Annotated in this window: 28 protein-coding genes; 13 read left to right on the top strand and 15 right to left on the bottom strand. The window is 71.5% G+C overall.

Annotation, left to right across the window (positions count from 1 at the left end; all coding sequences use genetic code 11):
• The first annotated feature begins 39 nt into the window (after positions 1–39).
• The 5 genes from DVH02_RS37275 to DVH02_RS37190 all read left to right on the top strand — a co-directional run bounded on the left by DVH02_RS37275 (position 40) and on the right by DVH02_RS37190 (position 3082).
• Positions 40–441, top strand: coding sequence for an aminopeptidase P family N-terminal domain-containing protein (locus tag DVH02_RS37275; RefSeq protein WP_456113500.1), 402 nt, complete (start codon positions 40–42; stop codon positions 439–441).
• Positions 438–1076, top strand: coding sequence for a M24 family metallopeptidase (locus DVH02_RS29190; RefSeq protein ID WP_456113499.1), 639 nt, complete (start codon positions 438–440; stop codon positions 1074–1076). The genes DVH02_RS37275 and DVH02_RS29190 overlap by 4 nt, the downstream gene beginning before the upstream one ends.
• Positions 1073–1627, top strand: a complete 555-nt coding sequence (locus tag DVH02_RS29185) for a RidA family protein (RefSeq protein ID WP_199566455.1) — start codon at positions 1073–1075, stop codon at positions 1625–1627. Before DVH02_RS29190 ends, DVH02_RS29185 begins: the two co-directional genes overlap by 4 nt.
• A gap of 35 nt (positions 1628–1662) precedes the next feature.
• Entirely contained in the window at positions 1663–2061 is a 399-nt protein-coding gene (locus DVH02_RS29180) for an ArsR/SmtB family transcription factor (protein ID WP_114626858.1), read from the top strand.
• 91 nt (positions 2062–2152) lie between these two features.
• A complete protein-coding gene (locus DVH02_RS37190) occupies positions 2153–3082 on the top strand; it encodes a DUF6214 family protein (protein ID WP_407697691.1) in 930 nt (309 codons plus the stop codon).
• A 110-nt stretch (positions 3083–3192) separates the two neighbouring features.
• Here DVH02_RS37190 and DVH02_RS29170 read toward each other — a convergent pair whose 3' ends face one another.
• Positions 3193–3861 (bottom strand): DUF305 domain-containing protein, encoded by a 669-nt coding sequence (locus DVH02_RS29170; RefSeq protein ID WP_114626857.1) that lies wholly within the window; start codon positions 3859–3861, stop codon positions 3193–3195.
• A 172-nt stretch (positions 3862–4033) separates the two neighbouring features.
• Here DVH02_RS29170 and DVH02_RS29165 point away from each other — a divergent pair, with 172 nt between their 5' ends.
• A complete protein-coding gene (locus DVH02_RS29165) occupies positions 4034–5530 on the top strand; it encodes an LVIVD repeat-containing protein (RefSeq protein ID WP_114626856.1) in 1497 nt (498 codons plus the stop codon).
• Here DVH02_RS29165 and DVH02_RS29160 read toward each other — a convergent pair.
• From DVH02_RS29160 to DVH02_RS29145, 4 genes are all read right to left on the bottom strand, one after another.
• Positions 5511–6158, bottom strand: a complete 648-nt coding sequence (locus DVH02_RS29160; protein WP_114626855.1) for a TetR/AcrR family transcriptional regulator — start codon at positions 6156–6158, stop codon at positions 5511–5513. The genes DVH02_RS29165 and DVH02_RS29160 overlap by 20 nt on opposite strands.
• 529 nt (positions 6159–6687) lie before the next feature.
• Positions 6688–7173 carry a MarR family winged helix-turn-helix transcriptional regulator gene (locus tag DVH02_RS29155; RefSeq protein ID WP_114626854.1) on the bottom strand — a complete coding sequence of 162 codons (486 nt, stop codon included), beginning with the start codon at positions 7171–7173 and terminating at the stop codon, positions 6688–6690.
• 36 nt (positions 7174–7209) lie between these two features.
• Entirely contained in the window at positions 7210–8124 is a 915-nt protein-coding gene (locus DVH02_RS29150) for an NADP-dependent oxidoreductase (RefSeq protein WP_114626853.1), read from the bottom strand.
• A gap of 225 nt (positions 8125–8349) precedes the next feature.
• Entirely contained in the window at positions 8350–9243 is an 894-nt protein-coding gene (locus tag DVH02_RS29145) for a helix-turn-helix transcriptional regulator (protein WP_114626852.1), read from the bottom strand.
• Between the two features lie 208 nt (positions 9244–9451).
• Between DVH02_RS29145 and DVH02_RS29140 the strand changes: the two genes are divergently transcribed.
• A complete protein-coding gene (locus tag DVH02_RS29140) occupies positions 9452–10468 on the top strand; it encodes a zinc-dependent alcohol dehydrogenase family protein (RefSeq protein ID WP_114626851.1) in 1017 nt (338 codons plus the stop codon).
• A gap of 71 nt (positions 10469–10539) precedes the next feature.
• The gene (locus tag DVH02_RS29135; protein ID WP_114626850.1) at positions 10540–11307 is read left to right on the top strand and encodes a glucose 1-dehydrogenase; all 768 of its coding nucleotides are present in this window, start codon (positions 10540–10542) and stop codon (positions 11305–11307) included.
• Positions 11308–11484: 177 nt separating this feature from the next.
• On the opposite strand, the gene DVH02_RS29130 is transcribed toward DVH02_RS29135, so the two are convergent.
• A complete protein-coding gene (locus DVH02_RS29130) occupies positions 11485–12387 on the bottom strand; it encodes a LysR family transcriptional regulator (protein ID WP_114626849.1) in 903 nt (300 codons plus the stop codon).
• A gap of 98 nt (positions 12388–12485) precedes the next feature.
• Here DVH02_RS29130 and DVH02_RS29125 point away from each other — a divergent pair, with 98 nt between their 5' ends.
• Positions 12486–13229, top strand: coding sequence for an SDR family oxidoreductase (locus DVH02_RS29125; RefSeq protein ID WP_114626848.1), 744 nt, complete (start codon positions 12486–12488; stop codon positions 13227–13229).
• Between the two features lie 652 nt (positions 13230–13881).
• Entirely contained in the window at positions 13882–14148 is a 267-nt protein-coding gene (locus DVH02_RS29120; protein WP_114626847.1) for a GlsB/YeaQ/YmgE family stress response membrane protein, read from the top strand.
• A 144-nt stretch (positions 14149–14292) separates the two neighbouring features.
• Here the strand turns inward: DVH02_RS29120 and DVH02_RS29115 are convergent, their stop codons facing one another.
• Together DVH02_RS29115 and DVH02_RS29110 are read right to left on the bottom strand one after the other, a co-directional pair.
• A complete protein-coding gene (locus DVH02_RS29115) occupies positions 14293–15222 on the bottom strand; it encodes a phosphatase PAP2 family protein (RefSeq protein WP_114626846.1) in 930 nt (309 codons plus the stop codon).
• Positions 15223–15457: 235 nt separating this feature from the next.
• Positions 15458–16984, bottom strand: a complete 1527-nt coding sequence (locus DVH02_RS29110) for a hypothetical protein (RefSeq protein ID WP_147286151.1) — start codon at positions 16982–16984, stop codon at positions 15458–15460.
• Positions 16985–17333: 349 nt separating this feature from the next.
• On the opposite strand from DVH02_RS29110, the gene DVH02_RS29105 reads away from it, so the two are divergent.
• Positions 17334–17615 (top strand): hypothetical protein, encoded by a 282-nt coding sequence (locus tag DVH02_RS29105; RefSeq protein WP_114626844.1) that lies wholly within the window; start codon positions 17334–17336, stop codon positions 17613–17615.
• Between the two features lie 95 nt (positions 17616–17710).
• On the opposite strand, the gene DVH02_RS29100 is transcribed toward DVH02_RS29105, so the two are convergent.
• The 3 genes from DVH02_RS29100 to DVH02_RS29090 all read right to left on the bottom strand — a co-directional run bounded on the left by DVH02_RS29100 (position 17711) and on the right by DVH02_RS29090 (position 20823).
• Positions 17711–18757, bottom strand: a complete 1047-nt coding sequence (locus tag DVH02_RS29100) for an alpha/beta hydrolase (RefSeq protein ID WP_114626843.1) — start codon at positions 18755–18757, stop codon at positions 17711–17713.
• Between the two features lie 533 nt (positions 18758–19290).
• The gene (locus tag DVH02_RS29095) at positions 19291–20253 is read right to left on the bottom strand and encodes an arsenic resistance protein (RefSeq protein WP_199566458.1); all 963 of its coding nucleotides are present in this window, start codon (positions 20251–20253) and stop codon (positions 19291–19293) included.
• 285 nt (positions 20254–20538) lie between these two features.
• The gene (locus tag DVH02_RS29090) at positions 20539–20823 is read right to left on the bottom strand and encodes an SRPBCC domain-containing protein (RefSeq protein WP_325051412.1); all 285 of its coding nucleotides are present in this window, start codon (positions 20821–20823) and stop codon (positions 20539–20541) included.
• Positions 20824–21010: 187 nt separating this feature from the next.
• Between DVH02_RS29090 and DVH02_RS29085 the strand changes: the two genes are divergently transcribed.
• Positions 21011–21871: a TIGR03620 family F420-dependent LLM class oxidoreductase gene (locus DVH02_RS29085; RefSeq protein ID WP_114626840.1), complete on the top strand. Its 861-nt coding sequence runs from the start codon at positions 21011–21013 to the stop codon at positions 21869–21871.
• A 262-nt stretch (positions 21872–22133) separates the two neighbouring features.
• Here the strand turns inward: DVH02_RS29085 and DVH02_RS29080 are convergent, their stop codons facing one another.
• Both DVH02_RS29080 and DVH02_RS29075 read right to left on the bottom strand, forming a co-directional pair.
• Entirely contained in the window at positions 22134–23030 is an 897-nt protein-coding gene (locus DVH02_RS29080) for a coiled-coil domain-containing protein (RefSeq protein ID WP_147286150.1), read from the bottom strand.
• 124 nt (positions 23031–23154) lie between these two features.
• Positions 23155–23970, bottom strand: a complete 816-nt coding sequence (locus DVH02_RS29075) for a sulfite exporter TauE/SafE family protein (RefSeq protein ID WP_114626838.1) — start codon at positions 23968–23970, stop codon at positions 23155–23157.
• 95 nt (positions 23971–24065) lie between these two features.
• On the opposite strand from DVH02_RS29075, the gene DVH02_RS29070 reads away from it, so the two are divergent.
• Positions 24066–24860, top strand: a complete 795-nt coding sequence (locus DVH02_RS29070; protein ID WP_114626837.1) for an AraC family transcriptional regulator — start codon at positions 24066–24068, stop codon at positions 24858–24860.
• Positions 24861–24892: 32 nt separating this feature from the next.
• Here the strand turns inward: DVH02_RS29070 and DVH02_RS29065 are convergent, their stop codons facing one another.
• Both DVH02_RS29065 and DVH02_RS29060 read right to left on the bottom strand, forming a co-directional pair.
• Positions 24893–25603, bottom strand: a complete 711-nt coding sequence (locus tag DVH02_RS29065; RefSeq protein WP_114626836.1) for an HAD family hydrolase — start codon at positions 25601–25603, stop codon at positions 24893–24895.
• 19 nt (positions 25604–25622) lie between these two features.
• On the bottom strand, positions 25623–26308 hold a 686-nt coding region (locus DVH02_RS29060; RefSeq protein ID WP_233518523.1), incomplete at its 5' end, for a phosphatase PAP2 family protein.

Genomic DNA, 26308 nt, shown 5'->3' with positions numbered 1-26308 from the left:
AGCCCCCCGTTTCCCCCGACGACACCTCAGGAGCACCCCATGCCCCCTGTCTTCCCGGCCGCCGAGTACGACCGCCGCCTGGCCGCACTGCGTGCCACCCTCAAGGCCCAGGAACTGGACGCCGTCATCGTCCACACGCCGGAGAACGTCTGTTACCTCTCCGGTCACGCCACCCCGGGCTACTACACGTACCAGTGCCTGATCGTCACGGCCNNGCCGAACTCCTCGCCAGGATCGCGCCGGGCGCCCGCGCGGTCGGGATGGAGGCCCGCTCCTGGTTCCTGCCGCCCGAGCCGTTCCTCAAGCTCTCGGCCCTGCTGGACACGGCGGGCGCGCGGGTCACCCACATCGACGGCGCGCTGGCCGCCGCCCGGCTCGTCAAGTCGCCGCTGGAGATCGAGCGGATCAGGGCGGCCGCCCGGTCCACCAACGCGGGGATGACGGCGGCGGCGGAGGCGGCCGTTCCCGGCGCCTCGGAGCGTACGGTCGCCGCCGCCGCGTTCGGCGGGCTCATCGCCTCAGGTTCCGAGTACTTCGGCATGGAGCCGTTCGTCGCCTCGGGGCCGCGCGCCGGGACCATCCACGCGAGCTGGACGGACCGGGTCATCCGCCCCAACGAACCCGTACTCCTGGAGATGTCCGCGACCGTCGGCCGGTACAACGCGCCCCTCATGCACACCGTATGGACCGGTCCGCTCTCCGGCGAACCCGCCGCCATGGCCACGGCCTGCGCGGCGGCCAGGGACGCGGCCCTGGCCCATGTCGTCCCGGGCGGATCCCCTGCGGCGGCGCACGCGGCCTGCAAGGCCGCCATCGCGGACGCGGGCCTGGCCCACACCTACCGCAAGCGCAGCGGCTACTCGGTCGGGATCGCCTTCGCCCCCGACTGGGGCGAGGGGCACCTGCTCTCCCTGGGGGAGAACGAGCAGCGCCTCTTCGCGCCCGGCATGGTGGTCCACGTGGTGCCCACGCTGCGGGTGCGGGACAGCGCCGGGGTCGGTCTGTCGGCGACCGTACTGATCACCGAGACCGGCCACGAGGTCCTCACCGCCTGTGACACGGGACCGCTGCTGTGAGCGGTGCGGAAGGTTCGGAGGGGACGGAAGGGCCGGAGCGTACGGAGCGTTCGGAGCCGGTCGTCGGCGTCCTGGCTCCCGGCGGCCCGGTGCCGGACGCGCCCGTTCCGGCGGGGGACTACGCCGCCGCGCGGATCGCGGGCGGGCTGGTCTTCACGGCCGGGATGACCCCGCGCGCGGACGGCGGCGTCATCGCGGCGGGCGTGCTCGGCGCGGATCTGTCCGTCGCGGACGCGGTCCCGCTGGCCGCGCTCGCGGCCGGGCGCGCGGTCGAGGCGGCGCGCGGGGCGGTGCGGGCGGCCGGGCTGCGGCTGGACTCCGCCGTATCGATGACGGTCCACCTCGCCGTCGCGCCCGGCTTCACCGAGCACAGCCGCGTCGCCGACGGCGCGAGCGCGCGGGTGCGCTCCCTGCTGGGTGGCCGACCGCCCGCCCGTACGGCGGTCGGGGTGGTCGCGCTGCCGTCGGGGGCGCCGGTGGAGGTGACTCTCGTACTGTCCACACTGCACACGCCGTCCACGGCGGATGCGGAGGTTCCGGCTCCCTCGTAGTACGAAATGACTCGAACGACGAGGGGCGTCGTACGATGGGCCCACCCCGACGAAGTGGAGCCGACGTGGCCGTGGCTACCAGCACCCGCGAACTCGCGCACCCTTCGCGCGCGGAGATCCGTCTGGAGGGTGTGCTGACCGCGCTCTCCGACCCGATGCGCCTGCGCGTCGTCCGGGAGCTGGCCCGGGTGGACGACGAGCTGTCGTGCTCTTACTTCGCGCTGCCGGTCTCGAAGTCCACCTGCACGTATCACTTCAAGGTGTTGCGCGAGAGCGGTGTGATCCGCCAGACGTACCGGGGGACGGCCAAGATGAGCGGGCTGCGCGCCCAGGATCTGGACGCCCTCTTCCCCGGGCTGCTGAGCAGCGTCCTCGGCGCGGCAGCGGCCCAGGACGCCCGGCTCCCGGAGGACGCGGCCGTGCCGGTGCGATGAGCCGACAGGGTGCCGTACGGATCATGTGCGTGCGCGCCATGAGAATAAGGGTGGATTGCCTGATTAAGTGGTGAATGTGTCGGAACATAAATTGACTTCCGCCCAGGAACCACATGAGCGTGACGCGTGCGAGTGGCCCGCATGGGAGGTGCAGGGGCACGGCACCGTCACCGGCGCCGGTGATCCCAGGCACGGCGCGGCGCGCCACGAGATCCTGCCGCCCTGGGTCGATGTCCGGCTGACCTTCGCGGACGGCGCCCGGATCGATGTGCTCGCGGTGGTGCGCGACGGCCACATCGCCATCGAGGACGCGCAGGCCAGTCCGCCCCTTGCTCTGGAGGGCTTCGCGGCGCTCGCCGAGGCGATCGAGGCGCCGCTCCAGAACGCCTGTCAGGTCGTCACGGGTCCGCACCGGCCGCCGCCCCCGCTCCGGACGGCTGTCGTTGCCGACGCCGACGCCGACGCCGACGTCGACCTCGGTACGGGAGACGGAGACGGAGCCCGTGGCGCGGACGGTGACGGCGGGACGCCCGCCGGTGTCGAGCCCGCGCGTGAGTGCGCGGTCGCGCAGGATCCCGTCCCCGTCCCCGTTCCCGTTCCTGTACCCGTTCCCGTACCCGAGCCCGAATCCCCGCCCCGGCCCGCGCCCGAGTGCGGTGGATCGCAGCCGCAGCCGCAGCCGCAGCCGCAGCCGCAGCCGCAGCCGGGGCTGGAGCCGGAGTCAGGGCGGGAGCCGACACCCGATCCCGATCCCGAACTTGAGCCCGATCCCGAGCCCGCGCCTGGTCCCGAGCCCGCGCCCGCCGCCGAGTCCGGCCGGCACCGGGCCGCCCCGTCCCTGCCGCGCGGCAGCGCCGCCCGGCGCGGCGTCGCGGAGGTCTACCGCGCCGCCCAGCGCGCCGGTCAGGACCCGGTGCTCGCGGTGATGGCCGCCACCGGATTCAGCCGTCGCAAAGCACTCAAGCTGATCGCGGGCGCCCGCGACGAAGGACACCTGACGCCGCGTCACCATCGCCGCTGACGCCGCGGAGCGGGTGACACCGGAGCCCGCGCCGCCGGGCGCGCCAGTGGCACGCGCGCCAGTGGCACGTACGCCAGTGGCACGTACGCCAACGGCGCGCGCCACCGCGCTCACATCGAGCGCATCCGGTTGATCTCGATGCTCTGCTGGGAGATGACGTCCTTCGCCATGTCCCCGATCTGGATGTTCCTGCCGTTGGAGATCGCGTCGGTGGCCATCGTGACCGCGCCCTGATGGTGAGTGATCATCAGCTTGAGGAACAGCTCGTCGAACGCGGTGCCCTCGGCCGCCCGCAACTGCCTCAGCTGGGCCTCGGTGGCCATTCCCGGCATCGAGCCGTGATCATGGTCGTGCTGTTTCTTCGCGCCGCCGTTGTTGTCCAGCCAGCCCTGCATCGCCCCGATCTCGGGCTTCTGCGAGGCGGCGATCCGGGCAGCGAGCCGCTTCACCGAGTCCGAATCCGCCCGCTCCGGGACGAGTTCGGTCATCTTCAGCGCCTGGCCGTGATGGACGATCATCATCCGCGCGTACAGGAAGTCGGCCGAGTTGGGCGTGTTGTCGGGCGCGGCCTTCGCCGCCTCCTCGGCCGAGAGCGTCTTCGCGGGTTCACCCGGCTTCCCGGGAGCCACCACGCTGGGTCCCTGGGCCGCCTCGGCCTTCGCGGCGTCGGTGCCGTCGTCGTCCCCCGAGTCGCAGGCTCCCAGGGCGAGTACGGCGACGGTCACCGCCGCGGCGGACACGGACCGGCGGATGCGCTGACTGCGGCGACGCGCCAACACGGCTACCTCCTGCGGTGCATGGGGTGATGGAACACGTTCCTAGCATGCTTCCGGCTGCCAGTGATCAAAAACTTTCATTACGTCTCTGTTGCCATCTGTTGAGATGTACATGAGAAGGACGATACTTCCGAGTCCGTGACCGTTCACCAGAACGGATACCAGGGAGGACGCAGTGACCTCGTTCCACACCCCCCGCGTGCGGCGCAGACGTCTGGGCGTGGCGGCAGCCGCGGCCGGCCTGTTCGCCACTCTGCTGACCGCAGGGCCCGCGATCGCCAGTCCCGATCCCGGCGACAGCCCGGCCGAGGAGAAGATCTCCAGCAGCCAGGCCGCCGAGGTGAAGGCCGCCATCGAGCAGGGCGAGATACCCGGCGTGGACGAGATCGTCCACAGCTCCAACATCACCCACCTCGCCAATGTCCCGAAGGACCTCATCAAGGGGACCAACTCGGACCTGGCCTTCCAGGGCAACTACGCCTTCACCGGCAACTACGACGGCTTCCGGATCTTCGACATCAGCAACCCGAAGGCCCCGAAGACCGTCGCCCAGGTTCTCTGCCCCGGATCGCAGAACGATATTTCCGTCTCGGGGAACCTGCTCTTCCTGTCGACCGACTCCTCCCGCAGTGACAACTCCTGCAACAGCGTCGCGCAGTCGGCGTCGATCAAGGAGTCCTGGGAGGGCATGAAGGTCTTCGACATCAGCGACAAGCGCAACCCCAAGTACGTCGCCGCCGTGGAGACCGCCTGCGGCTCGCACACCCACACGCTGGTGCCCAAGGCCAAGGACGTCTACATCTACGTCTCCTCGTACGGGCCCAGCGCCGCCTTCCCCGACTGCCAGCCGCCGCACGACGGCATCTCCATCGTCAAGGTGCCGCGCAAGGCCCCGCAGAAGGCCGCGCTCGTGAAGTTCGAGGTCCTCTTCCCGGACGGCGGCAACCCGGGCGCGCCCACCAACCCGGGCGTCTCCGCCACCTCGGGCTGCCACGACATCACCGTGCTGCCCTCCAAGGACCTGGCGGCCGGTGCCTGCATGGGCGACGGCATCCTGATGAACATCAAGAACCCGGAGAAGCCGAAGGTCATCGACCGGGTCCAGGACAACGTCAACTTCGCGTTCTGGCACTCGGCCACCTTCAACCAGGGTGCCGACAAGGTCGTCTTCACCGACGAGCTGGGCGGCGGCGGCGCCGCCACCTGCAACGCGGAGATCGGCCCCAACCGGGGCGCCGACGGCATCTACGACATCGTCGGCAAGGGCGACAAGCGCAAGCTCGTCTTCCGCAGCTACTACAAGATCCCGCGCCACCAGGCGAACACCGAGAACTGCGTCGCCCACAACGGGTCGCTGATCCCGGTCAAGGGCCGCGACATCATGGTCCAGTCCTGGTACCAGGGCGGAGTCTCGGTCTGGGACTTCACCAACTCCGCGAAGCCGAAGGAGATCGCGTTCTTCGAGCGCGGCCCGCTGTCGACCGAGTCCCTGGTCGGCGGCGGCACGTGGTCGGCGTACTACTACAACGGCCACATCTACTCGAACGACATGGTCAAGGGCTTCGACGTGCTGAAGCTCGACGACCGCCTCACGGACCCCGCGAAGCGGGTGCGGATGCATGAGCTGAACGCGCAGACGCAGCCCGACTACGTCAAGGACTTCCGCCACTGAGGAAGGCCGCTGTGACCCGTTCCGCCGGGCGGCCCCCGTCCGGCGGAACACCCAGCTCCCAGTCCAGCCCGTAGCGCGAGAACAGCTCCGCGCGCAGCCGCGTCGGTGGCATCGGCGCCCCCGGCAGCAGGACCGCGAAGACCGCGCCCATCAGCAGGGCGCGCAGCATCGGATAGTCGCTCTCCGGCGCCTTCGACCCGTACCGCTCCACCGTCTCGCGCAGCAGCGCGGCGAGACGCCGCTGCTCCGGGCACTGGACGAACCCCTCGGCCTGGAGGATCCCGGCCATATGCGTACGCATCAGGACCGGCCACCGCGCCGTCAATCCCAGGATCGCGTCGATCGCCCGCGCCAGCAGCTCCCGCCCGTCCTCCGTGACCGGCTCGCGCCGCAGACCGTCTTCCAGCGTGCGGTGCATGAGCCGGTGCACGGCCGACTGGAGCAGCTGGCGCTTCCCCGGAAAGTAGTACGACACGAGCCCCCGCGCGCACCCGGCCCGGTCGGCGATGTGCGCGAGGGTCGTCGCCTCGTAACCCCGCTCGGCGACCAGCTCCACCGTCGCGTCGAGAAGCCGCTCGCGGGACCGCCGACGAAGCTCTTCGTTGACCGACGGGCTTCGAGGGGACATGCTGGACTCCTGCGTTGACTGGCTCCGAGCCAATATACTCGCGGAGTGCCGACCCTGGCTCTGCCGGGTCGGTGCGTGGGCTGCCGGGGGCCTTGGGCGACGCGGGGGATCGCCCAAGGTCACCGACGGCTGGACGCGCGGGCGCAGTGCGCGGGAGCGGCGGTCGTCGCCCAGCGGTCGGCGTTCCGGCACGCGAAGCGGCACGGCCGGAGTCGTCGTACCCGGGACTCGGCGGGCTCCAGGAGGGCGCGGTCCACCGCTAGGGCCTGGTGGCGGGCGGGGCGGACCGCTCCGAGCGAGCCGGTCAGGCCACCTCGAACGCGGTCCCGGCACATGGCGCGACGGGATGCGGACCGGAAGGTGTGCGTTCCTCGACCGCCGTGACGATGCGCCACTCCGGCACAGCACGCGGCGTGCGCGGCGGTTCTCGTCGCCCCCTCGGCGGCGAGGTCGGCCCTCGGGGCACCCTCGCTCCGCGCGGGGCAGGGGGCGGTCCGCCTGACGAGTGGGCCCGCCCGGCGGCGCCTGATCAGGCGACAGGTGCCTGCCGACCGTGGTCCCTGACCGACTTCTCGATGGTTTGCGCACACGTGGTGAACATCTCGATCTGGTCAGGGGTCAGATCGCGTACGGAGATCTGCTCCAGCGTGCGCCACAGATCGGCGATGGGCTCCCGCAGGGCGCGGCCGGCATCGGTGAGGCTCACCACCATGACCCGCCGGTCGTACGGGGCGGGCTCCCGGGTGAGCAGCCCGGCCTCCTGCATGCGGCGCAGCGACTTGGAGACGGTCGAGTGGTCGAGGCCCGCACGCTCCAGAAGTTCGGCCTGTGTCCGACCGTCGTGGTCGAAGAGCTGCATCAGCAGCAGTTCCTGTCCCGGGTGCAGGTTCAGGGCGCGCAACATCGCGGCGGCGTGGCCGCGGTGGGCGCGGGCGAGCTGGAAGATGGCGTAGCTCAACCGCCCGTCGCGCGCCGCGTTCGGCAGCTCCGAGGGCGATGAGGTGGTGTCGGGCATTGCTGCTCCCTGATCACAAGAAGTGGGGGCGATCGGTCAGTTGACGGCGAGGACGATCTTGCCGCGGTTGTGGCCGCCATCGCTGGCCTGCTGTGCCTTGGCGGCTTCCGCCAGCGGGTAGGTGGCGCTGATCGCGGTCACCAGTATGCCGTCGGCGGCCTGCCGGGCCAGTTCGGCCAGCCGGGCGGCGGAGCGGCGCTGCGGGCCCTCGGCGAAGACGATGCCGAGTTCGCGGGCGCGGAAGTCCGCGGTGGTGACAATCCGGTCGGTGCCGCCGCGCAGGGTGATGGAATCCTCCAGCGCGCCCTTGCCCGCGGCGTCGAAGACGGCGTCCACCCCTTCGGGGGCGAGCGCGCGGACCCGGTCGACCAGGTTCTCCCCGTAGACCAGCGCGGTCGCGCCGAGCGAGGCGACGTACTCCTGGTTGGCCGGTCCCGCGGTGCCGATAACGCGGGCGCCGCGGGCGACGGCGAGCTGGACGGCGATGGTGCCGAGCGCGCCGGACGCGCCGTGGATCAGCAGCGTCTCACCCGAGGCGACGTCGAGCAGGTCCAGCACGCGTTCGGCACCGTCACTCGCCACGGGCAGGGTGGCGGCGTGTGTCCAGTCCAGGCCGGCCGGTTTGGGCGCGAGGACCGCCGCGGGTGCCAGGGCGTACTGGGCGTAGGAGCCCGTGTCGGACCAGCCCAGGACCTCGTCCCCCACCTTCAGGTGGTCGACGCCCTCGCCGACGGCGTCGACCACACCGGCGATCTCCCCGCCGGGCACGGCGGGCAGCGTGGTGGGGAAGATGGCCTCCATGACACCGGAGCGGATCTTGCCGTCCACCGGGTTGACACCGACAGCCCGCACACGCACACGGACCTGGCCCGGACCGGGCTGAGGAAGGTCGATCTCCGCCTCGTGCAGAACCTCGGTGCCGCCGAACGCGTCGAAAACGATGGCCTTCATGACTGTGTTCTCCTCAAGTGGGTTGCCGTGCCGACCACTTCCATTTCCGTGGCCAGCCACATAAAAGTAACACCGATTGTGTGGCTGGCCAAGTAATTGCTTCGGGGGGCGTGGTGGGTCCCGACCGCAACCTCTACGCCACCACGGGCCGGGTCCACGACGAGCGATACCCGCAGGGCGGACGGCGATGGGGTGGCACGTCCCCCCGGCCGGTGGGACGAGCGGTCACATGGTGTGTTCGTCGCTGGTGGGGGCGGGTGTCGATGCCTCGTCGTGATCGACGGTGGCGTACCAGGCGGCCAGCAGGCGGAGCGCGTCCGCGGCGGGGGTGCCGGGTTCGGCGCTGAGGGCGGTGAGGGTGAGACCGGGGTCCGTCGGAATGGGCAGGGCTTCGAAGGCGAGCGTCAGGTCGCCGACGCCGGGGTGGTGGAAGCGTTTGGTACCGGTGTGGTGCAGGCGCACGTCGTGGGCGGCCCACAGGGAGCGGAAGGCTTCGCTCCGGGTGGACAGTTCCCCGATCAGGTCGCTGAGTTCACGGTGGTAGGGGTCCTGGCCCGCCTCGGTACGCAGGAGGGCGGCGGCCGCGGCCCTCTGGGCGTCCAGTTCGGTCATGTACTGGGCGGCGGTGGGGTTGAGGAACTGGTAGCGGGCGAGGTTGACGGGCCGGGCGGGGTCCTGGAACACGGGCCAGTAGAGCGCTTTGCCGAGGCGGTTGGTGGCGAGGATGTCGAGGCGGCCGTTGCGGACGAAGACGGGCGCGTCGGTCATCGCGTCGAGGAGCTGCTGGAGGGCGGGCCGGATGGACGGTGCGGCACGGCGGCGGGCGGGGCGCCGGGTGGCGCTGGCACTGCGCGCCAGATCCATGAGGTGGGCGCGCTCGGACTCGTCCAGTCGCAGGGCGCGGGCAAGGGAGTCCAGGACGGCTTCCGAGGTCCCGGAGAGGCTGCCGCGTTCCATCCGGGCGTAGTACTCGGCGCTGACCCCGGCGAGCATCGCGACCTCTTCGCGCCGCAGCCCTTTGACCCGCCGGTGCCCGGAGGCGGGAAGACCGGCCTGCTGTGGGGTGATCTTGGCGCGGCGGCTGGTGAGGAAGGCGCGGACCTCGCTTCGGTTGTCCATGTCATCGAGGCTACGACGATCCCGGCGCGGGAGAGGTGCACTGCCAGTACACGCATCGACGGGTCCTTCCCGGCACCCGCGAGCTGCTGTTTCCTCGACAGCGGGCCGCCCGGCGCGCTCTCGGCGTTCGGCCCCACACCTCTCCCCACGCCTCCCCACCCCTCACATCTCCCCACACCTCACCTCTCCCGCGACTACGGAAAGAACCATGCGCGCAACTGTGCTTCACGCCCCCCGTGACGTCCGGGTCGAAGACCGGCCCGTGCCCACCCTCCAGCACCCCACCGACGCGGTGATCCGCACCGTCGTGACCTGCGTATGCGGCTCGGACCTGTGGGACTACCGCGGCGTCAACGAGGTCGCGGGGCCCACGCCCGGTGGTCACGAGTACGTCGGCATCGTCGAGGAGGTCGGCAGCGAGGTGACCGGTATCAAGCCCGGCCAACTGGTCGTCGGATCGTTCTTCGCCTCCGACAACACCTGCCCCCACTGCGAGAACGGCTACCAGACCAACTGCGTGCACCGTGAGTTCGTCGGCGGCGCCCAGGCCGAGTACGTCCGCGTCCCGCTCGCCGACGGCACCCTCGTCCACGTCCCAGGCGATGTCGCGGACGCGTACCTGCCCAGCCTGCTCGCCTGCTCCGACGTGATGGGCACCGGCTGGTACGCGGCCGTCGCCGCCCAGGTCCAGCCGGGCCACACCGTCGTGGTGGTCGGGGACGGCGCGGTCGGGTTGTGCGCGGTCATCGCCGCCAGAGAAATGGGGGCCGAGCGGATCATCGCCATGTCCCGGCACGAGCCGCGGCAGAAGCTGGCCCGCGAGTTCGGCGCCACCGACATCGTCGCCGAGCGCGGCGACGAAGGCGTCGCCCGGGTCAAGGAACTGACCGGCGGCATCGGCGCGGATGCCGTCCTGGAGTGCGTGGGCACCTCCCACTCCATGCGGCAGTCCCTCAACTCCACCCGCCCCGGCGGCAACGTCGGCTTCGTCGGCGTCCCCCACGGCGTGCGGATCGACGGCGAGGAACTGTTCTTCTCCCACGTCGCCCTGCGCGGCGGCCCCGCACCGGTCCGTGCCTTCCTGCCCGACCTCGTCCAGCGGGTGCTGGACGGCCGGATTGACCCGGGCAAGGTCTTCGACCTGGAACTGCCCCTGGAGCAGGCCGCCGAAGGCTACAAGGCCATGGACGAGCGCCGCGCCGTCAAGGCCCTCCTGCGCCCCTGACACACCACACGCACCCCAGACCCCGCAGCACCGGCCGGCATCCACACCGCCCGGAGATCGGAATCCTCCCCATGAACCCGCAGTACGACTTCACCGGCCAGGTCGCCCTGGTCACCGGCGCGGCCTCCGGAATGGGCCTGGCCACCGCCCGCGCCTTCGCCCAGGCGGGCGCCGCCGTCGTGCTGGCCGACGTCAACAAGGACGCCGTTCAGCACGCCGCCGAGGCACTCGAATCCGCCGGCCACCAGGCCATCGGCGTGGTGTGCGACGTCACCGACGAGGACCAGGCCGCCGCCATGGTCCAGAGCGCGGTGCACACCTACGGCCGCCTGGACATGGCGTTCAACAACGCCGGGATCCAGGCGCCGCCCTCGGACGCCGCCGACGAGAGCGCCGAGGACTTCGACCGCGTCAACGCCGTCAACCTGCGCGGCGTCTGGGCCGCCCAGAAGCACGAGCTGCGCCAGATGCGCACCCAGGGCTCAGGCGCCATCGTCAACTGCTCCTCGCTGGGCGGACTGGTCGGTCTGCCCGAACGCGCCGCCTACCACGCCTCCAAGCACGGCGTGATCGGCCTGACCAGGAGCGCCGCGGTCGAGTACGCCCCCCGGGGCATCCGCATCAACGCCATCTGCCCCGGCGTGATCGAGACCCCCATGGTCACCGGCATGCTCGAAGGCCAGGCGGAGGCCATGGCCGAGATCATGAAGCAGCAGCCCATCGGCCGCCTGGGCCGGGCCGAAGAGGTCGCCGCGGCCGCCGTGTGGCTGTGCAGCCCCGCCGCCGGCTTTGTCGTCGGCGTCGCCCTGCCCGTCGACGGCGGCTACACCACCCACTAGGGCGTGTCTGACGCCTGACTCGCGACGCCTGGCACCCACCTGCGATCGGTGTCCGCAGCTCATGGCATCCGATCGCAGGCCGTTTTGTCCGTATCGGCCAATCGGCCTATCGACCTATCGGACCTCACGACGACCGTGCCCGATGGCGGCCGGTGCCCGATGACGGTCCGTAGGCCGTCAGCCGACCGGCAGTCCGTCGTCCTCCCGTCGGGAGGCCGTGCCGAGTACTGCGCGTGCGACATCCTCCAGCGATCCGAGGAGCGGGTTCGGGTCGTCGGCGCGCGTGACGAGCACGACCTCGCAGGGGTCGATGTCGACGACGGGCACCAGGGCGATGTCCTCGCGCACGGCAGCGCGTCGATCCCCGGCAGGGAAGATCGCGACACAGTGGCCGGTGGCGATGAGTTCCAGCTTGTCCTCGTAGCTGTCGTCGATCGCGGGCGGGGGTGGCGCCGGGCGGTCGCCGACCGGTTTGGGCGTGCTCCAGACCACCGGAGTGCTGACACACGGCAGCAGTTCCTCGTCCGACAGATCCCGCGGGCTGACCGTGCTCTGGTTCGCCAGGTGATGACGCGCCGACGTGACGAGCACCCGGGATTCCTCATGGAGGTCGCTCACCCGGAGGCCGTCCGCGGGGAAGGGCAGGGGCCGGTACGCGACGAGGGCGTCGACCCGCCCCTCCGCGAGGGCGCGTGTGTCCCGCCAGTCGACGTGCCGGGTGCGGACCTGAGCGTCGGGGTGCCGGCGGCGCAGTTCCTGTACGCAGGCGGTGATGACCAGTCCTTCGGCGCAGCCGACGATGACGGTACGGGGCTGGACGGCGGCTCTGGCCGTGCGAGCCGCTTGCTCGGCCTCTTGGAGCAGCATCAGGGCCCTGGGAAGGAAGGCATGTCCGGCGGCGGTCAGGCTGCTGCCCTGCGGTGAGCGGTCGAAGAGCCGGACACCGAGCTGAGCCTCCAGCCGCTGGATCTGGCGGCTCAGCGACGGCTGCGCCAGGTGCAGCCGGGTGGCTGCCCGGCCGAAATTGCCGTGCTCCGCCACGACCGTGAAATAGCGCACGAGCCGCAGATCGACATCCATGCGCCCAGCGTACGCCGCACGCCGTCATACGCCTGGGACATGACGGCATACGGAACAGGTCTTGGACAGGGGGTACCGGTGGATATTTTGCTTGAGGCATGACCACTTTTGAAGGCAAGAAGATCGTGATCACGGGCGGAAGCGGCGGCATCGGCCTGGCCGCGGCCCGGCTGTTCGCGGACGGTGGCGCGCACGTACTGATCACCGGCCGCACCCGATCCACGCTGGACGCCGCGCTGGAACAACTGGGGGACAGGGCGATCGCCGTTCGCGGCGACGCCGCCTCCCTGGAGGACATCAAGGCGCTGGCCGGCACGGTCCAGGAGCGGTTCGGCGCGGTGGACGCGCTGTTCGTCAACGCCGGTGTCACCGCGTCCGGGCCGTTCGACTCCACGACGGAGGAGATGTACGACACGCTGTTCGACATCAACACCAAGGGCCCGTACTTCACCGTGCAGGCGCTGGCGCCGCTGTTGCGCGAGGGAAGCGGCGTGGTCCTCACCACGTCGGTGGTGAACGTCCTGGGCATCGACGCGCTCAGTGTCTACTCGGCGAGCAAGGCGGCCCTGCGGTCGATGACCCGCACCCTGGCCAGGGAACTGCTGCCGCGCAAGGTGCGTGTCAACGCCGTGAGCCCCGGTCCGATCGACACGGGCATCCTGGACCGCTCCTTCCCCGCCGATGTCGCCGGGACGATGAAGGACACCTACCGGAGCACCAACCCGATGCTGCGGCTGGGGGCGTCCGAGGAAGTGGCCGCCGCGGTGGCGTTCTTGGCGTTCGGTGCGACCTTCTCCACGGGAACGGAGTTCCCTGTCGACGGAGGAGCTTCGCAACTCTAGCGTCCTCGTTTGGATCGGGCCTGACCAGGGAGGGGGTACGGTGCCGTGGATCGCGGGGCGGAGGAGGGGGCCCACGCGCAGCGTGCGCGAGCGACGACAACGCGGCGATCCACGGCACCAGGGCCCGCGAGCCCGGCCTGATCCCAACGAGAGACCCCAGGCGCTCCGACCGCTGAACGCCTCCGGGAACCGCGCCATCGTGGCGAACGTGGAACTCCACCCCGGGCACCTGCTGAACAGACCGATCCTCGTACGAGGAGTCGCACTTCGGGCGGGCGGCGCAGCGTCTGGACATGGCGCAGCCACCGCTGTCCCCGGGCCATCCGGCACCTGGAACGGCAGTTGGGCGTTCCCGGTGCCGGAGCGCGCCACCCGCCGGGTCAGCCTCACACCTGCCGGGCCCCGGGGCCCGCGGCTCGGGGCTCGGGGCTCGGGGCTCGAGCTGGTACGGCCCGTACGGAGGACGTGCACAGCGCGGTTGTCGGTGTGAGTCCCCCGTGACCCGCTTCGTCGGCCCTGTCCTCGGCACCGCGCCGGGACGCCCCTCACACCAAGCGCTGTTTGGCGCGAGCAAGCAGGGGCACCCGCAGTTGAGCACGAGATACCGCGGAACCGCCGCCGGTACGGTGTGCTCGCTTCGGGAGTCGTCAGCATGGGAATCATTGCCTGGATCATCCTCGGCCTGCTGGCCGGTGCGATCGCGAAGTTCCTGCTCCCCGGCAAGGACCCGGGCGGCATCCTTCTGACCATGGTCCTCGGAGTGGTGGGTGCCCTGCTCGGCGGGTTCCTGGGCAAGGCGATCTTCAACGTCGATCCGATGAACGGCTTCTTCGACGTGTCCACCTGGATCGCGGCCATCGCGGGCTCGCTCATCATCCTGATCGGGTACCGCTTGATCACCGGACGCCGCGCCGCTTGACCCTTCCCTCTGCTCCTCCGCACACACGTGTGGCCCGTGACCACCGGCACCGTACCGGCGGTCACGGGCCACAGAGCTGACCCTCACCGTGTGCGCCTCACGGACATGGAACGGTGGCAGGGGCCCGGAGTCGGCCGGGTGGGGTCAGGCCGGTGCGGGGCGTGTGTCGCGTGCGGTGTGTGCAGTGTGTGCGGGCCGCCCGAGTGCGGCGTACCGGACCAGGGCCGCGCATAGGAAGGCCGTCGCCGCGGAGACCAGTGACCTTGTGAGGGAGTCGTTCCGCGCTGCGGAAACGAGGGCGATGGCCAATGCGGGCGTCAGAGTGCTGAGGGGCAGTACAAGGGGGCCGGCGCCCGGAGCGGCGGTGACCGGCGGCGGCAGCAACCAGGTCGCGAGGCTGTGGAAGGCACAGGCCAGCAGGGTGGCCCCCAGCACTTCGCTGGGCCGGTGGCCGCCGAGGGTCGCGGTGGCGGCGGCGACGCAGGCGAGCCACAGCACACCGGCCGTGGCGACGTAGGGGCGGACGCGGGGGGAAACCACGAGGACGGCGGCGAGGGTCAGCGCGGCGGGGATGGCTGTGTGCCCGCTGGGGAAACCCTGGTCAAGGAGATTCTCGCGCGCGCCCACCAGATCGGGGCGGGGCAGCGTCGTTTTGAGCACCTCCTTGCCGCCGGTCGTGAGAATGACGACCCCGAGCGCGGCGCACCCCTGCGACCAGCACCGCCGCACCAGGGTGAGGACCACGATGACGGCCAGGCCCACCATCAGGGTGGGCCTGGCGCTCAATTCCAGCGGCGGCAGGGGCGTCGAGCCGTAGGCCGCCCCCGACAGGGGGTAGATCCACGCCTCTTTGCCGCTGTTGGTGCCGAGATCGAACAGCGCGTTCTCGGCTCGTTGCCCCCACGGGGTGCAGATGGCGAGCAGGTAGACCGTCAGGAACCCCAGGCTGTACAGCAGAGTCGGCAGCCACGGCCGTGTCGTACGCGAAGGACCGGGGTCGTCGGCGGCCCCGGGGGTCTGCCTTGCGGCTCCCGGACGGTGCGCGGGCAGCGTCGGGGGATCGTGCCGATTCATCGCTCTGCTTCCGTCAAGGACGGGCTCTGCCGTTCCATGCGGCGAGTATATATCGAGTGACGGAATATATCTGACAGCTCAGCGCGATCATCGGCAGCGGCTGTACGCCCGCGGCGAGGTCACCCTCTCCCGACCGGCGGGCGCGACGGGCGTATCCCCGACCTGGGCTGACCTGCGGCTCCCGCCAGCGAGATCATGATCTCCGGCTGGAGTGCTGAGCGGTCGGCTCCGGACGTCATTCGGACGTTGACTTCGGTGCGGGTGCGGGTGCGGGTGCGGGTGCGGGTGCGGGTTCCGGTCCCGGTGCGGGTTCCGGTCCCGGTCCCGGTACGGGTTCCGGTCCCGGCACAGGCCCCGGCGCCGGTCCCGGTGTGGTGTCTGGGGTTGGCGAGATCTGCACCCTCGTGGCGCTGTCTTCGGAAGGGGCGGCGATTTCAGGGAGGGCGGTCGTCGAACCTCCCGCCTGTTCGTGGAAGTGCACGCCTCCGTGGATGGTGCCGGCTTGGACGATGTTCCTGGCCACCGCGTGGTCCACCGTGTTCTCCACCGTGCCGACGGTCGGACCCGGGCCAGAACCCGACGGGGCCCTTCTGGGCCGCGCCAGTACCTCGATGGGCCATGTCAGCTCCCGCCAGGCCAGCTTGCCCTGGGGGCTGACGGGGATCAGCCCGAACTCCCGTGCGGCGTCGACGATTGCCGCTCCCAAGCGCAGGTGTTGCCCGAGTTCATCGATCTGCGCCTTGAGCTGCCCGATGTTCCTTTCGATCGCGCGTTCTTCCTCGATCACGGCCGCTCGTCGGACTACTGTGTCGGCGCTGTGGGGATATCCGGCGTTCAGTTTGGCAAGCGTGCGTCGCAACCTTCTCGGCAGGCGTCCGTGGATTCCGGCTTCGCTGAGCAGACGTACCAGTGTGCGCGCCGACTCCTTTTCCTCGGCCGAAAGCGGCTTGTCACGCTCTTCGGCGGTCAGTGACTTGTCATGGCCGAGGCGTCGCGCCATCCAGCGGCAGAGTGAGGCGTCCTCATCGGTTCGCTCGCCCGCGACGCTGACCAGGTCGGAGGCGAGCAGCGTCACGTGCAAGTCCCAGGTCGCACACAGCCCGTCGGCATTCCCGCGCAGCTTCCCCAGGGCGCCGTCGGAGCGGAGGGTGAGCCGGGCCTCCTTCGCTCGCGCGAGTTCCACGTCTTTCATGTCGATCTCGGTGGTGGCGGGCTCCAGCCTGATCTTGATCTGTTTCAGCAGGGCATACAGGCTGGGGACGTCGTTCAGCGCCAGGGCGAACGCTCGCTTCTCCTGCAGGGAGACGATGACGGCACAGGGCAGCAGCTCCTCGGAGACGCCGAAGAACTTCCGCATCTCGGTGGCCGCCGCGGTGAGCGCTTCCTGATGTGCGCGCAGTGGGTGGGTCAGGGTCGGCATGAGGGTCATATGTTCCTCCGCCGGTCGCACATCCATCTGGAACGTCGACTCCGCACGCTCTCCTGGCGTGTTCAGCCGCATCTGCTCCCCGAGGCAGGCGACGCCGCCGACGGCGGTGGAGAAAGCCTCACGCATCCACGTGCGATCGTCGATGACGATGACGGACGGAGCCGGTGTGATCACTCCGAGATACCGTCGTGTGACATCGTGCGTGTCAGGCCACTCCCGGAACAATCTCCGGTGCAGGTCCGGGTTGTCGGCGGAACGCGCCAACAGGAATACGAGACCGGCGTACCCGCCGTCCCCCAGGGACCGGAATCGGCTGCGAAGAAATGCGCTCACCGGCATACTTCCCATCGCGTATCCCAATGCAGCTCCCTGAAATCGACGCCCAGTACCCCAGTACCCCAGTACTCTCAGGATTCTGCCCGAGACCTCGCTCCGACGTGCCCAATCTGACGTAATGACAAGGCATCCCGGCGTATGCGGCGGCGCCGCCATGGACGCCGAGGCGTGGATCGGACCGCGCGCGGGCCGATGGGGCGCTGATCGTCGCGGACGCTCGGTCACTCGATGCGAACGTGTGGCCCCCGACTGGGCACCCGCGTTCGACCGTAGAATCTCCGGGATCTACTCAGGGGGACTCGTTATGAGGGAAGTTCGGATATGTCTCGTGGTGGCATGTGTTCTCATGGCCGGAGCATGTGGCGGCAGCAGTACGCCCATTGACACCTCCCGCCTGACCGACCGGGAAAAAGAGTGGGTCGAGTTCTCCTACGCGCAAGAGAAGAACGAAGACACCAGACGGGCGTGGGAAGAACTGCCCGCTGAAGACGTCAAGTCCTACCTCGATCAGCAGCGTCCCGGCCTGTGCGCCGACCCGGTCGCGCTGATGCGGAGCCTGAAGGACGCGGGCTACGAGGCAGGAGAGATGCGGGAGTACAAGGAGAAGACCGCGGAACTCATCTGCTGACCCCTGTGGAGTGTGTCGTCCGTTCGTCAGTGTGAGGGCGCGGCGCACGTCGGCGCCCGGACCGAGCGGGGTGCGGACCGAGCGGGGTGTGGACCTCAGGACCGTCCGAGTACGCGGCTCAGCCACTGGGCTCGGGCGCTGCGGGCTTCGCGGGTGAGAGCCGCGGTGGGGGCGATCGAGTCGAAGCCGTGGTACGCGCCGGGCCAGACGTGCAGCTCCGCGTCACCGCCGGCCTGCCAGATCGCCTGTGCGTACGCGACGTTCTCGTCCCGGAAGGTCTCCGCGGAACCGACGTCGATATACGTGGGCGGCAGCCCGCTCAGGTCGGTGGCGCGAGCGGGGGCCGCGTAGGGCGGCAGGTCCCGGGCGTCGTGGCGGTCGCCCAAGTAGCTGTGCCAGGCGACGGCGGTGGAAGCCCTGTCCCAGGGGCCCGCGCCCGCCATCTGGCGGGCGGACGGGGTACGGAGGCGGTCGTCGAGCATGGGGCACTGCAGGAGTTGCCCGATGGGCGTCGGTCCGTCGCCCCGGTCCCGGTTGAGCAGGGTCAGGGCCGCGGCGAGGCCGCCGCCGCCGCTCTTGCCGCCGATGATCACGCGTTCACCGTCGATGCCGAGCCCGTCCGCGTGGCCGACGGTCCACAACAGTCCCGCGAGGCAGTCGTCCAGGGGCCCCGGATAGGGCGTCTCCGGCGCCAGCCGGTACTCCACGGACACGACGGCCAGACCGAGCGGGGCGGACCAGTCGCGGAGAATTCTCGGCAGGACACCCCAGGCGTTTCCCATGATCATCCCGCCGCCGTGCAGGTAGTACAGCGCCGGGAGCGGACCGGTGGCCTCGGCGGGCCGCGCGTGGACCAGCGTGAGGTCCGGACTGCCGTCGGCGCCGGGCACGCGCAGCTCCTCGACGGCGAAGCGGCCGTCGGCACGCAGCTCGGCCGCCGTGGGCCGGGGGCGGCTCGCGGCGTCTCGTCGCCGGTGGGCAGCGAGGTTGTCGCGGGTGAGCCGTTTCTCCGACAGGTCGCCCAACGCCAGCAGAGCGGCGCCCAGTTCCGGGTCGAACGGCGGCGCTGTCCGCCCGGTGCTCCCTTCGCGGACCCTCCCGGCCGCCCCCTCGGAAGCCGGGGCGCCCCCGCGCCCGGTCATGACGCACCGCCCCGGCCGGCGAGCGTACGGCCTCCGGCCATGCCGAGCCGCGGGTCCCCGGCAGGTACGGCGACAGCGCCGGGAACCGATGTCGTCGAGATCATGACCCCAGCAAACCACGGGCGCCACCGGTGATGAGCGCTGGCTGACGGAGGAAGGGAACGAACCCCCTTCGGACGCTGCGGTCCGTAGCCCGGGTCAGGCGCGCGGTCGGCGCTCCGTACCGCCTGCGACCGGACGGTGAGGCCGACCGGACGGCCGGTGCCGTCGGTCAGGTCCGCCCGGACGACGATCAACGACGAGCCGGTGTGCGGGCGCCGCGCCCGCGCGGGCGGATACGCGCACACCGCTCCCACACTGTCCGCGCGGGTCATCACGGCCCCACCGCGCGGCACCCGCCCCGGCCGCGACGGACCGTACGCCGTACGCCGTACGCCGTACGCCGTGCGCTCACTCCGATCACGATCACGACCACTTCGACTTCGCGGGCTTCGCGGGCTTCGTGAACTCCGCCGACCGCGTGGAGTGTGGAATCAGGAAGCCCGGGGCACCGACTCGTCGCCCGGCACCAGCCGGGGAACGAGACGGACATAGGCCACCATGCCGAGGACCTCGACCAGGGTCTGGGTGACCACGACCACCGCCGCGACGGCGAGGGTGTCGGGCAGGGCCAGGGCCAGGGGCAGCACGACCAGGGAGTTGCGGGTCGCGCCGGTGAAGACGATCGCCCGCCCGGCGGGTACATCCAGGCGGAAGGCGCGGGCCACCGCCTTCCCGGCGAACGCCATCACCACGAGGAACAGGACATAGAACGGCACGACGGCCGCGACATCGCCGAAACTGTCCCCCAGCTTGGGGAATTGGGAGGCGACCACGGCCAGCAGGGTCATGGCCATCAGCGGCACCATCGTGGTCGTCGCGGCGTCGGAGACCTTCAGCCCGGCCGGTCGGCGCGCGGCCCACACCTGTAGCCCCCAGGCCAGTCCGAGCGGGATGACGATCAGGAAGAGGAACGCCTCCAGGAACGGGCCGACCTCCACGACATCGGCCAGGCCGGAGCCCATGAACAGATACAGGAACCCCGGCAGCAGCAGCATCTGGGCGACCAGGAGGAGCGGGGTGGCGGCCAGCAGACGGCGGTTGGACCCCCCGGCGAGGCCGGAGAAGACGATCACATAGTCGACGCACGGGCAGAGCAGCACCAGCAGAACCCCGACCCGGACCGCCTGGTCGGTGGGGAGGAACGCGAACATCGCCGCGACGACCAGCGGCACCACCACGAAGTTGACCACCAGCGCGGCGGCCAGGAACCGCCCGTCGCGCAGCGAGCGGACCAGTTCGCCCGCCGGGACCTGAAGGAACGTGACGAACAGCAGCGCGCCCAGGACGGGGTTGATCGCGTGTTCCAGCCCGGGGCCGACGGCCGGAGCCAGCCGGCCCAGCAGCGCCCCGGCCGCCATCGCCACCAGGTAGATCGCGACCTGGTGATGTTCCATCCGCTCGACCAGGCCCCGCGGTCCCCGCTGTGACACCCTGACTGCTCCTCGCGTGAGTAGCGGCCATCGGCGATGGCCGTTCACTCATCCAAACAGGTCAGAGCGCCGGACCGGACATCGGCAGGGTGCCAGGGGTCCGGGGCGCGCGGTACGGGGCGCGCGGTACGGGGCGCGCGGTACGGGGCGCGCGGTACGGGGCGCACGGTACGGGAAGTGCGGTACGGGAGGTGCGGGGGTTACGCAGGACGAGTCACGCGTGCGGGGAGCGGCGTCGCCCCGGCACCCTCATCCTCCTAGCCGCCTCCCGCACGCCTCGACGAGCGGCGCGGGATCCGCCGTCTCGAACTCCAGCTCCTCCACCACCCGCTCGTCCGGCAGGAGCCGTACGACACGACCGAGGTACGTGTCGCCGCCGGAGGCCGACCTGCCCGTGCCGAGCGGCACGTCGGACAGGAGCGGGACCCGGAACGCGCCGCCCTCGCGGACGTCGAACGCGTGCACATGGCAGGTCATCCCGGCCGGTACCCGCCATCGGGCGATCGCCTCCGGGTCCCCGAGCGCGCGGTACACCGCCAAACACGGCGCGTTGACGCGCCGGGAGCTGGGTCGAGTACATGGCCGCGACCTGACCCGGCCGCGCGAGGCGGGTCCTTCCGGACACCGGCGGCACGAGTTTTGGACAGCGTGCGCCGTCCGGCCCGGGGCGCCCCGGGCGCGAGGCTACAAAGGGGTTCGGGCCGAGGAGGGGAAGGTACGCGTGGACCTTGGGGCGATCGGCGTCTGGAGCACGGCGTTCACCCATGGGGACCGGGCCGAGGCCAAGGAAGCGGCGGCCGAACTGGAAGCGTTGGGGTACGGCTCGCTCTGGCTCGGCGGTACGCCCGGCGGCAACCCCCGGGGCGACCTGGCCACCGCCGCCGAACTCCTCGGCGCCACCGGCCGGGTCACCGTCGCGACAGGATGCGTCTCCATCTGGGACCAGCCCGCGGAGCTGCTCGCCGCCGCCTACCACGCGCTGCCCGAGCGGCAGCGGCGGCGGCTCCTGGTCGGACTGGCCGTCAGCCACGCCGAGTTCGTGGACCGCTACCGCGACCCGCGTACGGCGCTCGCGTCCTACCTGGACGCACTGGACCGGGCCGTCCCCGCACTGCCGCCCGCCGCGCGGATCGTGGGCGCGCACGGGCCGGGCATGACGCGGCTGGCCGCCGCGAGGTCACTGGGTGTGCACTCCCACCTCGTGGACGTGACCCACACGGCCCGAGCCCGCGCCGCTCTGGGCCGTACGTCCCTGCTGGCCGTGGAGGTGACGGTCGTCCCGCACCACGACGCGCGGACGGCCCGGCCGCACGCCCGACGTCTGCTCGCCCCCTTTCTGAAGCTGGCGAACTACCGCAGGGCCTGGCTGCGTCGCGGCTTCGCCCAGGAGGACCTGGCCGACGGCGGCAGCGACCGGCTGGTCGACGCGCTGTTCCTGTACGGCAAGCCCGACGAGATCGCGCAGCGGCTCGCCGCGTACCGGAGAGCGGGCGCCGACCACATCGCGGTCCAGGTGGTCACCGCCGGCCGCGGTCTCTTCGCCCGCACCGCCTGGCGCGACCTCGCCACGGTGTTCCGCTGAGACGACGGCGCGGGCCCCTCCCGGCCCGCGACCGCACGTCGCGCTTCACGCGTCACGACCACGCCTCACGACCACGCGTCACGACCACGCGTCACGACCGCATGTCCCGCTCACGCCTCACGCTTCACGCGTCACGACCGCATGTCCCGCTCACGCCTCACGACCACGCGTCACGACCGCATGTCCCGCTCACGCCTCACGCTTCACGCGTCACGACCGCACGTCACGCTCACGCCTCACGACTACGCCTCCCGCTCACGCCTCACGACTGCTCGTCGGCCGCGGGCCTGCCCACCAGCGCCACCAGGCTCTCCTCGACGCGCGCCAGGGAGGCGTGCGTCTCCTCCCGTGCCCGCGCGTGTCCCTCCAGGACCTGTTCCGTCTCCCGGCCGATCTCCTCCGCCCGTGCGCGGGCGCGCGCCACCAGTTCGCCTGCCCGCACCCGCGCGGCCTCGTCCACGCGCTCGCCCTGTCTCCCCGCCTCCGCGAACGCGCGACGGGCCTCGGCCAGCCGGGCCTCCGCCCGTGCGGTGAGTTCGGCGCGCTCGGCCTCCAGGGCACGGGCTCGTTCACCGAACTCACGTGCCAGCGCGGCCAGCCGCTCGCCGCGCTCCCGTTCGGCGTCGTCGATCAGGCGCTGGGTGCGCCGTCGCACCTCCTTGAGCGCGGCGCGACCCTCCGCGCCCTCCTCCTCGATCGCGCCCGCCGCCGCGCCGAGCAGCGACGCGGCGGCCTCGCGCGCGGCGGTCAGCACGTCCTGGGCTCGCGCCTCCGCCTTCTTCCGTACGGCGTCGGCCTGTTCGCGGGCCCGCTCGGCCACCTCACGGGCGGCGGCGTCCCCCGCGTCGAGCAGCCCCCGGCGTTCGGCGCCCGCCCGCGTCCGCACCGCCGCCTCCTCCGCCACCGCGACGGCCAGCACCTGCTGCGCGCCGGGGCCGAGGGCCTCGTACGTCTGCGGTTCCAGCGCGGCGACCCGCTCCCACAGCTGGTGGGTCTCCTCCTCCAGCCGCGCGACGAAATCGGTGAGCCGCTCGGCGCGCTCCCACAGTTCGTCGCGCTGACGGCAGAGGACGGACACCCTGAGGTCCACCTGTTCGGGGCGGTATCCACGCCCGCGGACGGAGGTGAAGCCGTGCGTGGACACCGAAACAGCAGCCATCGCCGAAGCCCCTCTCGGAAACATGCGGATAGAGTTCGTAATCCTTCCAGAAGGCAATAAACCGGCATAAAGCGACACTCCGTCGGGAGGAACGGGCCTCACCGGCCCGTCCGTCGGCCGGGGATCACGCTCCCGTCACCGCCATCGCGAGGAGGACGAGCCCGAGGAGGGTCACGTACGCGATGGAGTGCACGCGGTCGGGGACGCGTCCCGCGACGCGCCTCACCAGTGCGATGGTGGGCAGCGATCCGCTCAGCAGGGCGGCGCACGCCGCCAGGTCGACGTAGCCCACCCGGCCCGGATGGGCGGGCGCCGAGGCGAGCAGATAGACGACGCTCCCGGCCACCGCGACGGGCACGCCGAGCGGGCTCGCCATGGCCGTCGCGTCGGCCATCGGAAGGCCCTTGCGGCGCAGCAGCGGAACGGTCATGACGCTGCCGCCGACGCCCAGGCAGGCGGCGACCGCGCCGATCCCCACCCCGCCGAACGTGGTGGTGAACCGCCCGAGCGGCACCGGCCGCGCACGGTCCTGCAGGGCGAGGAAGCCACGGCGCAGCAGGCTGTCGGCGATCGTCACCACCAGGTAGGCGGCGAACAGGACGCGCAGCAGCGGGCCGCCGGTCCGGGTGGCCGCGTACGATCCGACGGCGGCGCCGGCCGCGACGAAGGCCGCCAGCGGCCACAGGTACTCCCGGCGCAGCCGTCCCGCGCGCAGCTGCGCGCGCGTCGCGGCAAGGGAGTTGACGAGCATGACGGCCGTCGAGGTCGCCACCGCCACCCGCATCGCGTCCGTACCGGAGTCCGCCGCGGCGGTCAGGGAGCCGTAGAGGACCGGGACGGTGACGAAGCCGCCGCCGAAGCCGAAGAACACCGTCGTGACGCCGGTGAGGCACCCGAAGAGGAAGAGGACGACAACAAGGTCGAACGAGGAGGTCAGCACCCGGGCGACGCTACGGACGCCTCCCTCTGGCGGGCAATCGACTGTTCGCCAGCTTCCTACGCGTAGTGGACAGCTCCGGGAAGTAGCCTCGTCGGGTGCGCAACATTCCCGTCGCGGAGGTGGACGGCCTCGACCGTGCCGTCCTGGCCATCGGCACCGACTATCCGCCCGGTCATCTCCTGCCGTGCCACGAGCACCGCCGCGCCCAGTTCCTCTACGCCGCCACCGGCGTCATGCGGGTCGGGACGGCCGACGGCGCCTGGACCGTGCCCACGCACCGCGCCGTACTGATCCCGGCCATGACGCCGCACAGGGTCGCCATGGAGGGGGTCAGTACCCGCAGCCTCTACATCGAACCCGGAGCGGTCCCGTGGTTCCCGACGCGCTGCCGGGTCGTCGACGTCTCCGCGCTGCTGCGGGAACTCGTCCTGGCGGCCGTCGACATGGCGCCGCGCTACCCGGAGCACGGACGCGACGCGACCGTCGTACGGCTGATCCTGCACGAGATCGCGAACCTCGCCCCGTTGCCGCTCGACCTGCCGCTGCCCGCCGACCCCCGGCTGCGCGCGCTGTGCGAGGCGTTTCTTCGCGACCCCGGCATCCACGATCCGCCCGCCCGCTGGGCAGCCGCCCTCGCCGTGAGCGAACGCACCCTGGGCCGTCTCTTCCGGACGGGCACCGGGCTCAGTTTCGCGCAGTGGCGCGGGCGCGCCTGCGTGCTGCACTCGCTGGGGCAGCTCGCCGCGGGGGCGCCCGTCGCCCGGGTCGCGGCCACGCTCGGATACGAGAATCCCGCCGCGTTCACCACGGCCTTCAAGAGGCTCCTCGGGCAGCCGCCGACCGCGTACGCCGACTCGGGAGCGGCCGTACGCGGTCGGGACGGGAGATGAGGCCACCGGCGGGACCGGGCGGTGGTACGGGGTCAGGTCAGCGGGCCCGCCCCCGCCAGGGCGATGACGGGGCGCAGCCCGCTGGGACGTTCCTCCACCGGCAGGTGGTCCACGAAGTGGACCGAGCAGCCCAGCTCGGTGGCGCCTCCGTCGGCCCGCCGGTCGTCACCGACCATCAGCACGTCGTGCGGATCCTGCCCCAACTCCTCGCAGGCCAGCCGGAAGAGGCGCGCGTCGGGCTTCTGCACGCCGTGTTCGTACGACAGGACGTAGGTGTCCACCAGGGCGTCGAGCCCGTAGGCGCGGAAGACGGGCCGCAGGTCCCAGCCGATGTTGCTCACCACGCCGATGCCGACACCCGCGCGCCGCAGGGTGCCGAGCACTTCGGCGGCGTCGGCGTACGGGCGCCAGGCCGCCGGTGTCATATGACGCTCGTAGAGCGCGTCGTACAGTCCCGGGGCCGGCAGCTCCACCTGGCGTGCCAGCCCGGTGTAGGCGGCGCGGTGCCGGTCGGCGCTCTCGTCCCGGGTGGCCCACACCTCGGCCAGTTCCGGCGGGATCCGCTCCGGGGCCGAACCGCCGGGCAGCGCGCCCGCCACGGCCAGCATCATCGCGTACCGCCGCACTTCGTCGGGGGGTACGGCGACGCCCGACTCGTCGAGCACGGCCCGCAGCCACGACCCCGCTGATTCGATGCGGAACAGAGTCCCGGAGAAGTCGAAAAGTACACCCTTGAACGTCATGTATCCGATCCTCGCCGGGTCACCACCCCCGGGACAAGGCCAACCGCCTGAACAGCGCGGTGGAGAGCCAGACCAGAGCCCCGCCGAGCAGCCAGCCGCCCATGACGTCCGAACCCCAGTGCACCCCCAGCCACAATCGGGTGAATCCCACCCCGGCCACCGACACCGCCGCGACGGCCACCGCCGTACGCCGCAGCCAGGGGCGGGCGCGGCGGCTGTGTACCAGCCAGAGCAGCAGCCCGCACGTGACGGTGGCCGTCAGGGCGTGTCCGGACGGGAACGCGGCGAAGTGCGCCGAGTCGACCGGGTCGGGCCAGCGCGGCCGGTCGCGGTCCACGGCCCACTTCAGCGCCTGCTGCGCCGCGCTGCCCACCGCGCTGGTCGCCGCCACCCACAGGGCGAGCGGCCGTTCACCGCGCAGCCACACCACGGCGGCGGCGAGCGCCGTCAGCGCGCGCATCGTCCATGGATCCCAGACCCAGTCGCTCAGCAGCCGGTTGGCGTGGGTGAGGCCGGGCTCGGTCACCGCGTGCCCGTGCAGCCACCGCGCCACCTCCCCGTCGAGGGAGAGCAGCGGCCCCCATTCGGCCACGACCAGTGCGGTGATCAGCAGGGCGAGTCCCAGGGACCCGGCCCCGAGCGCCGTGCCGAGCCCCGGCCGTGGAGCGTCGCGCGCCGCCGGGCGCGAAGCGGGCGGCGGTGGCG

Source organism: Streptomyces corynorhini (genome assembly GCF_003346515.1).
Classification (GTDB): domain Bacteria; phylum Actinomycetota; class Actinomycetes; order Streptomycetales; family Streptomycetaceae; genus Streptomyces; species Streptomyces corynorhini.
Note: the sequence above shows the minus strand (reverse complement) of the source record. Positions and strands in the feature narration are given on the sequence as shown.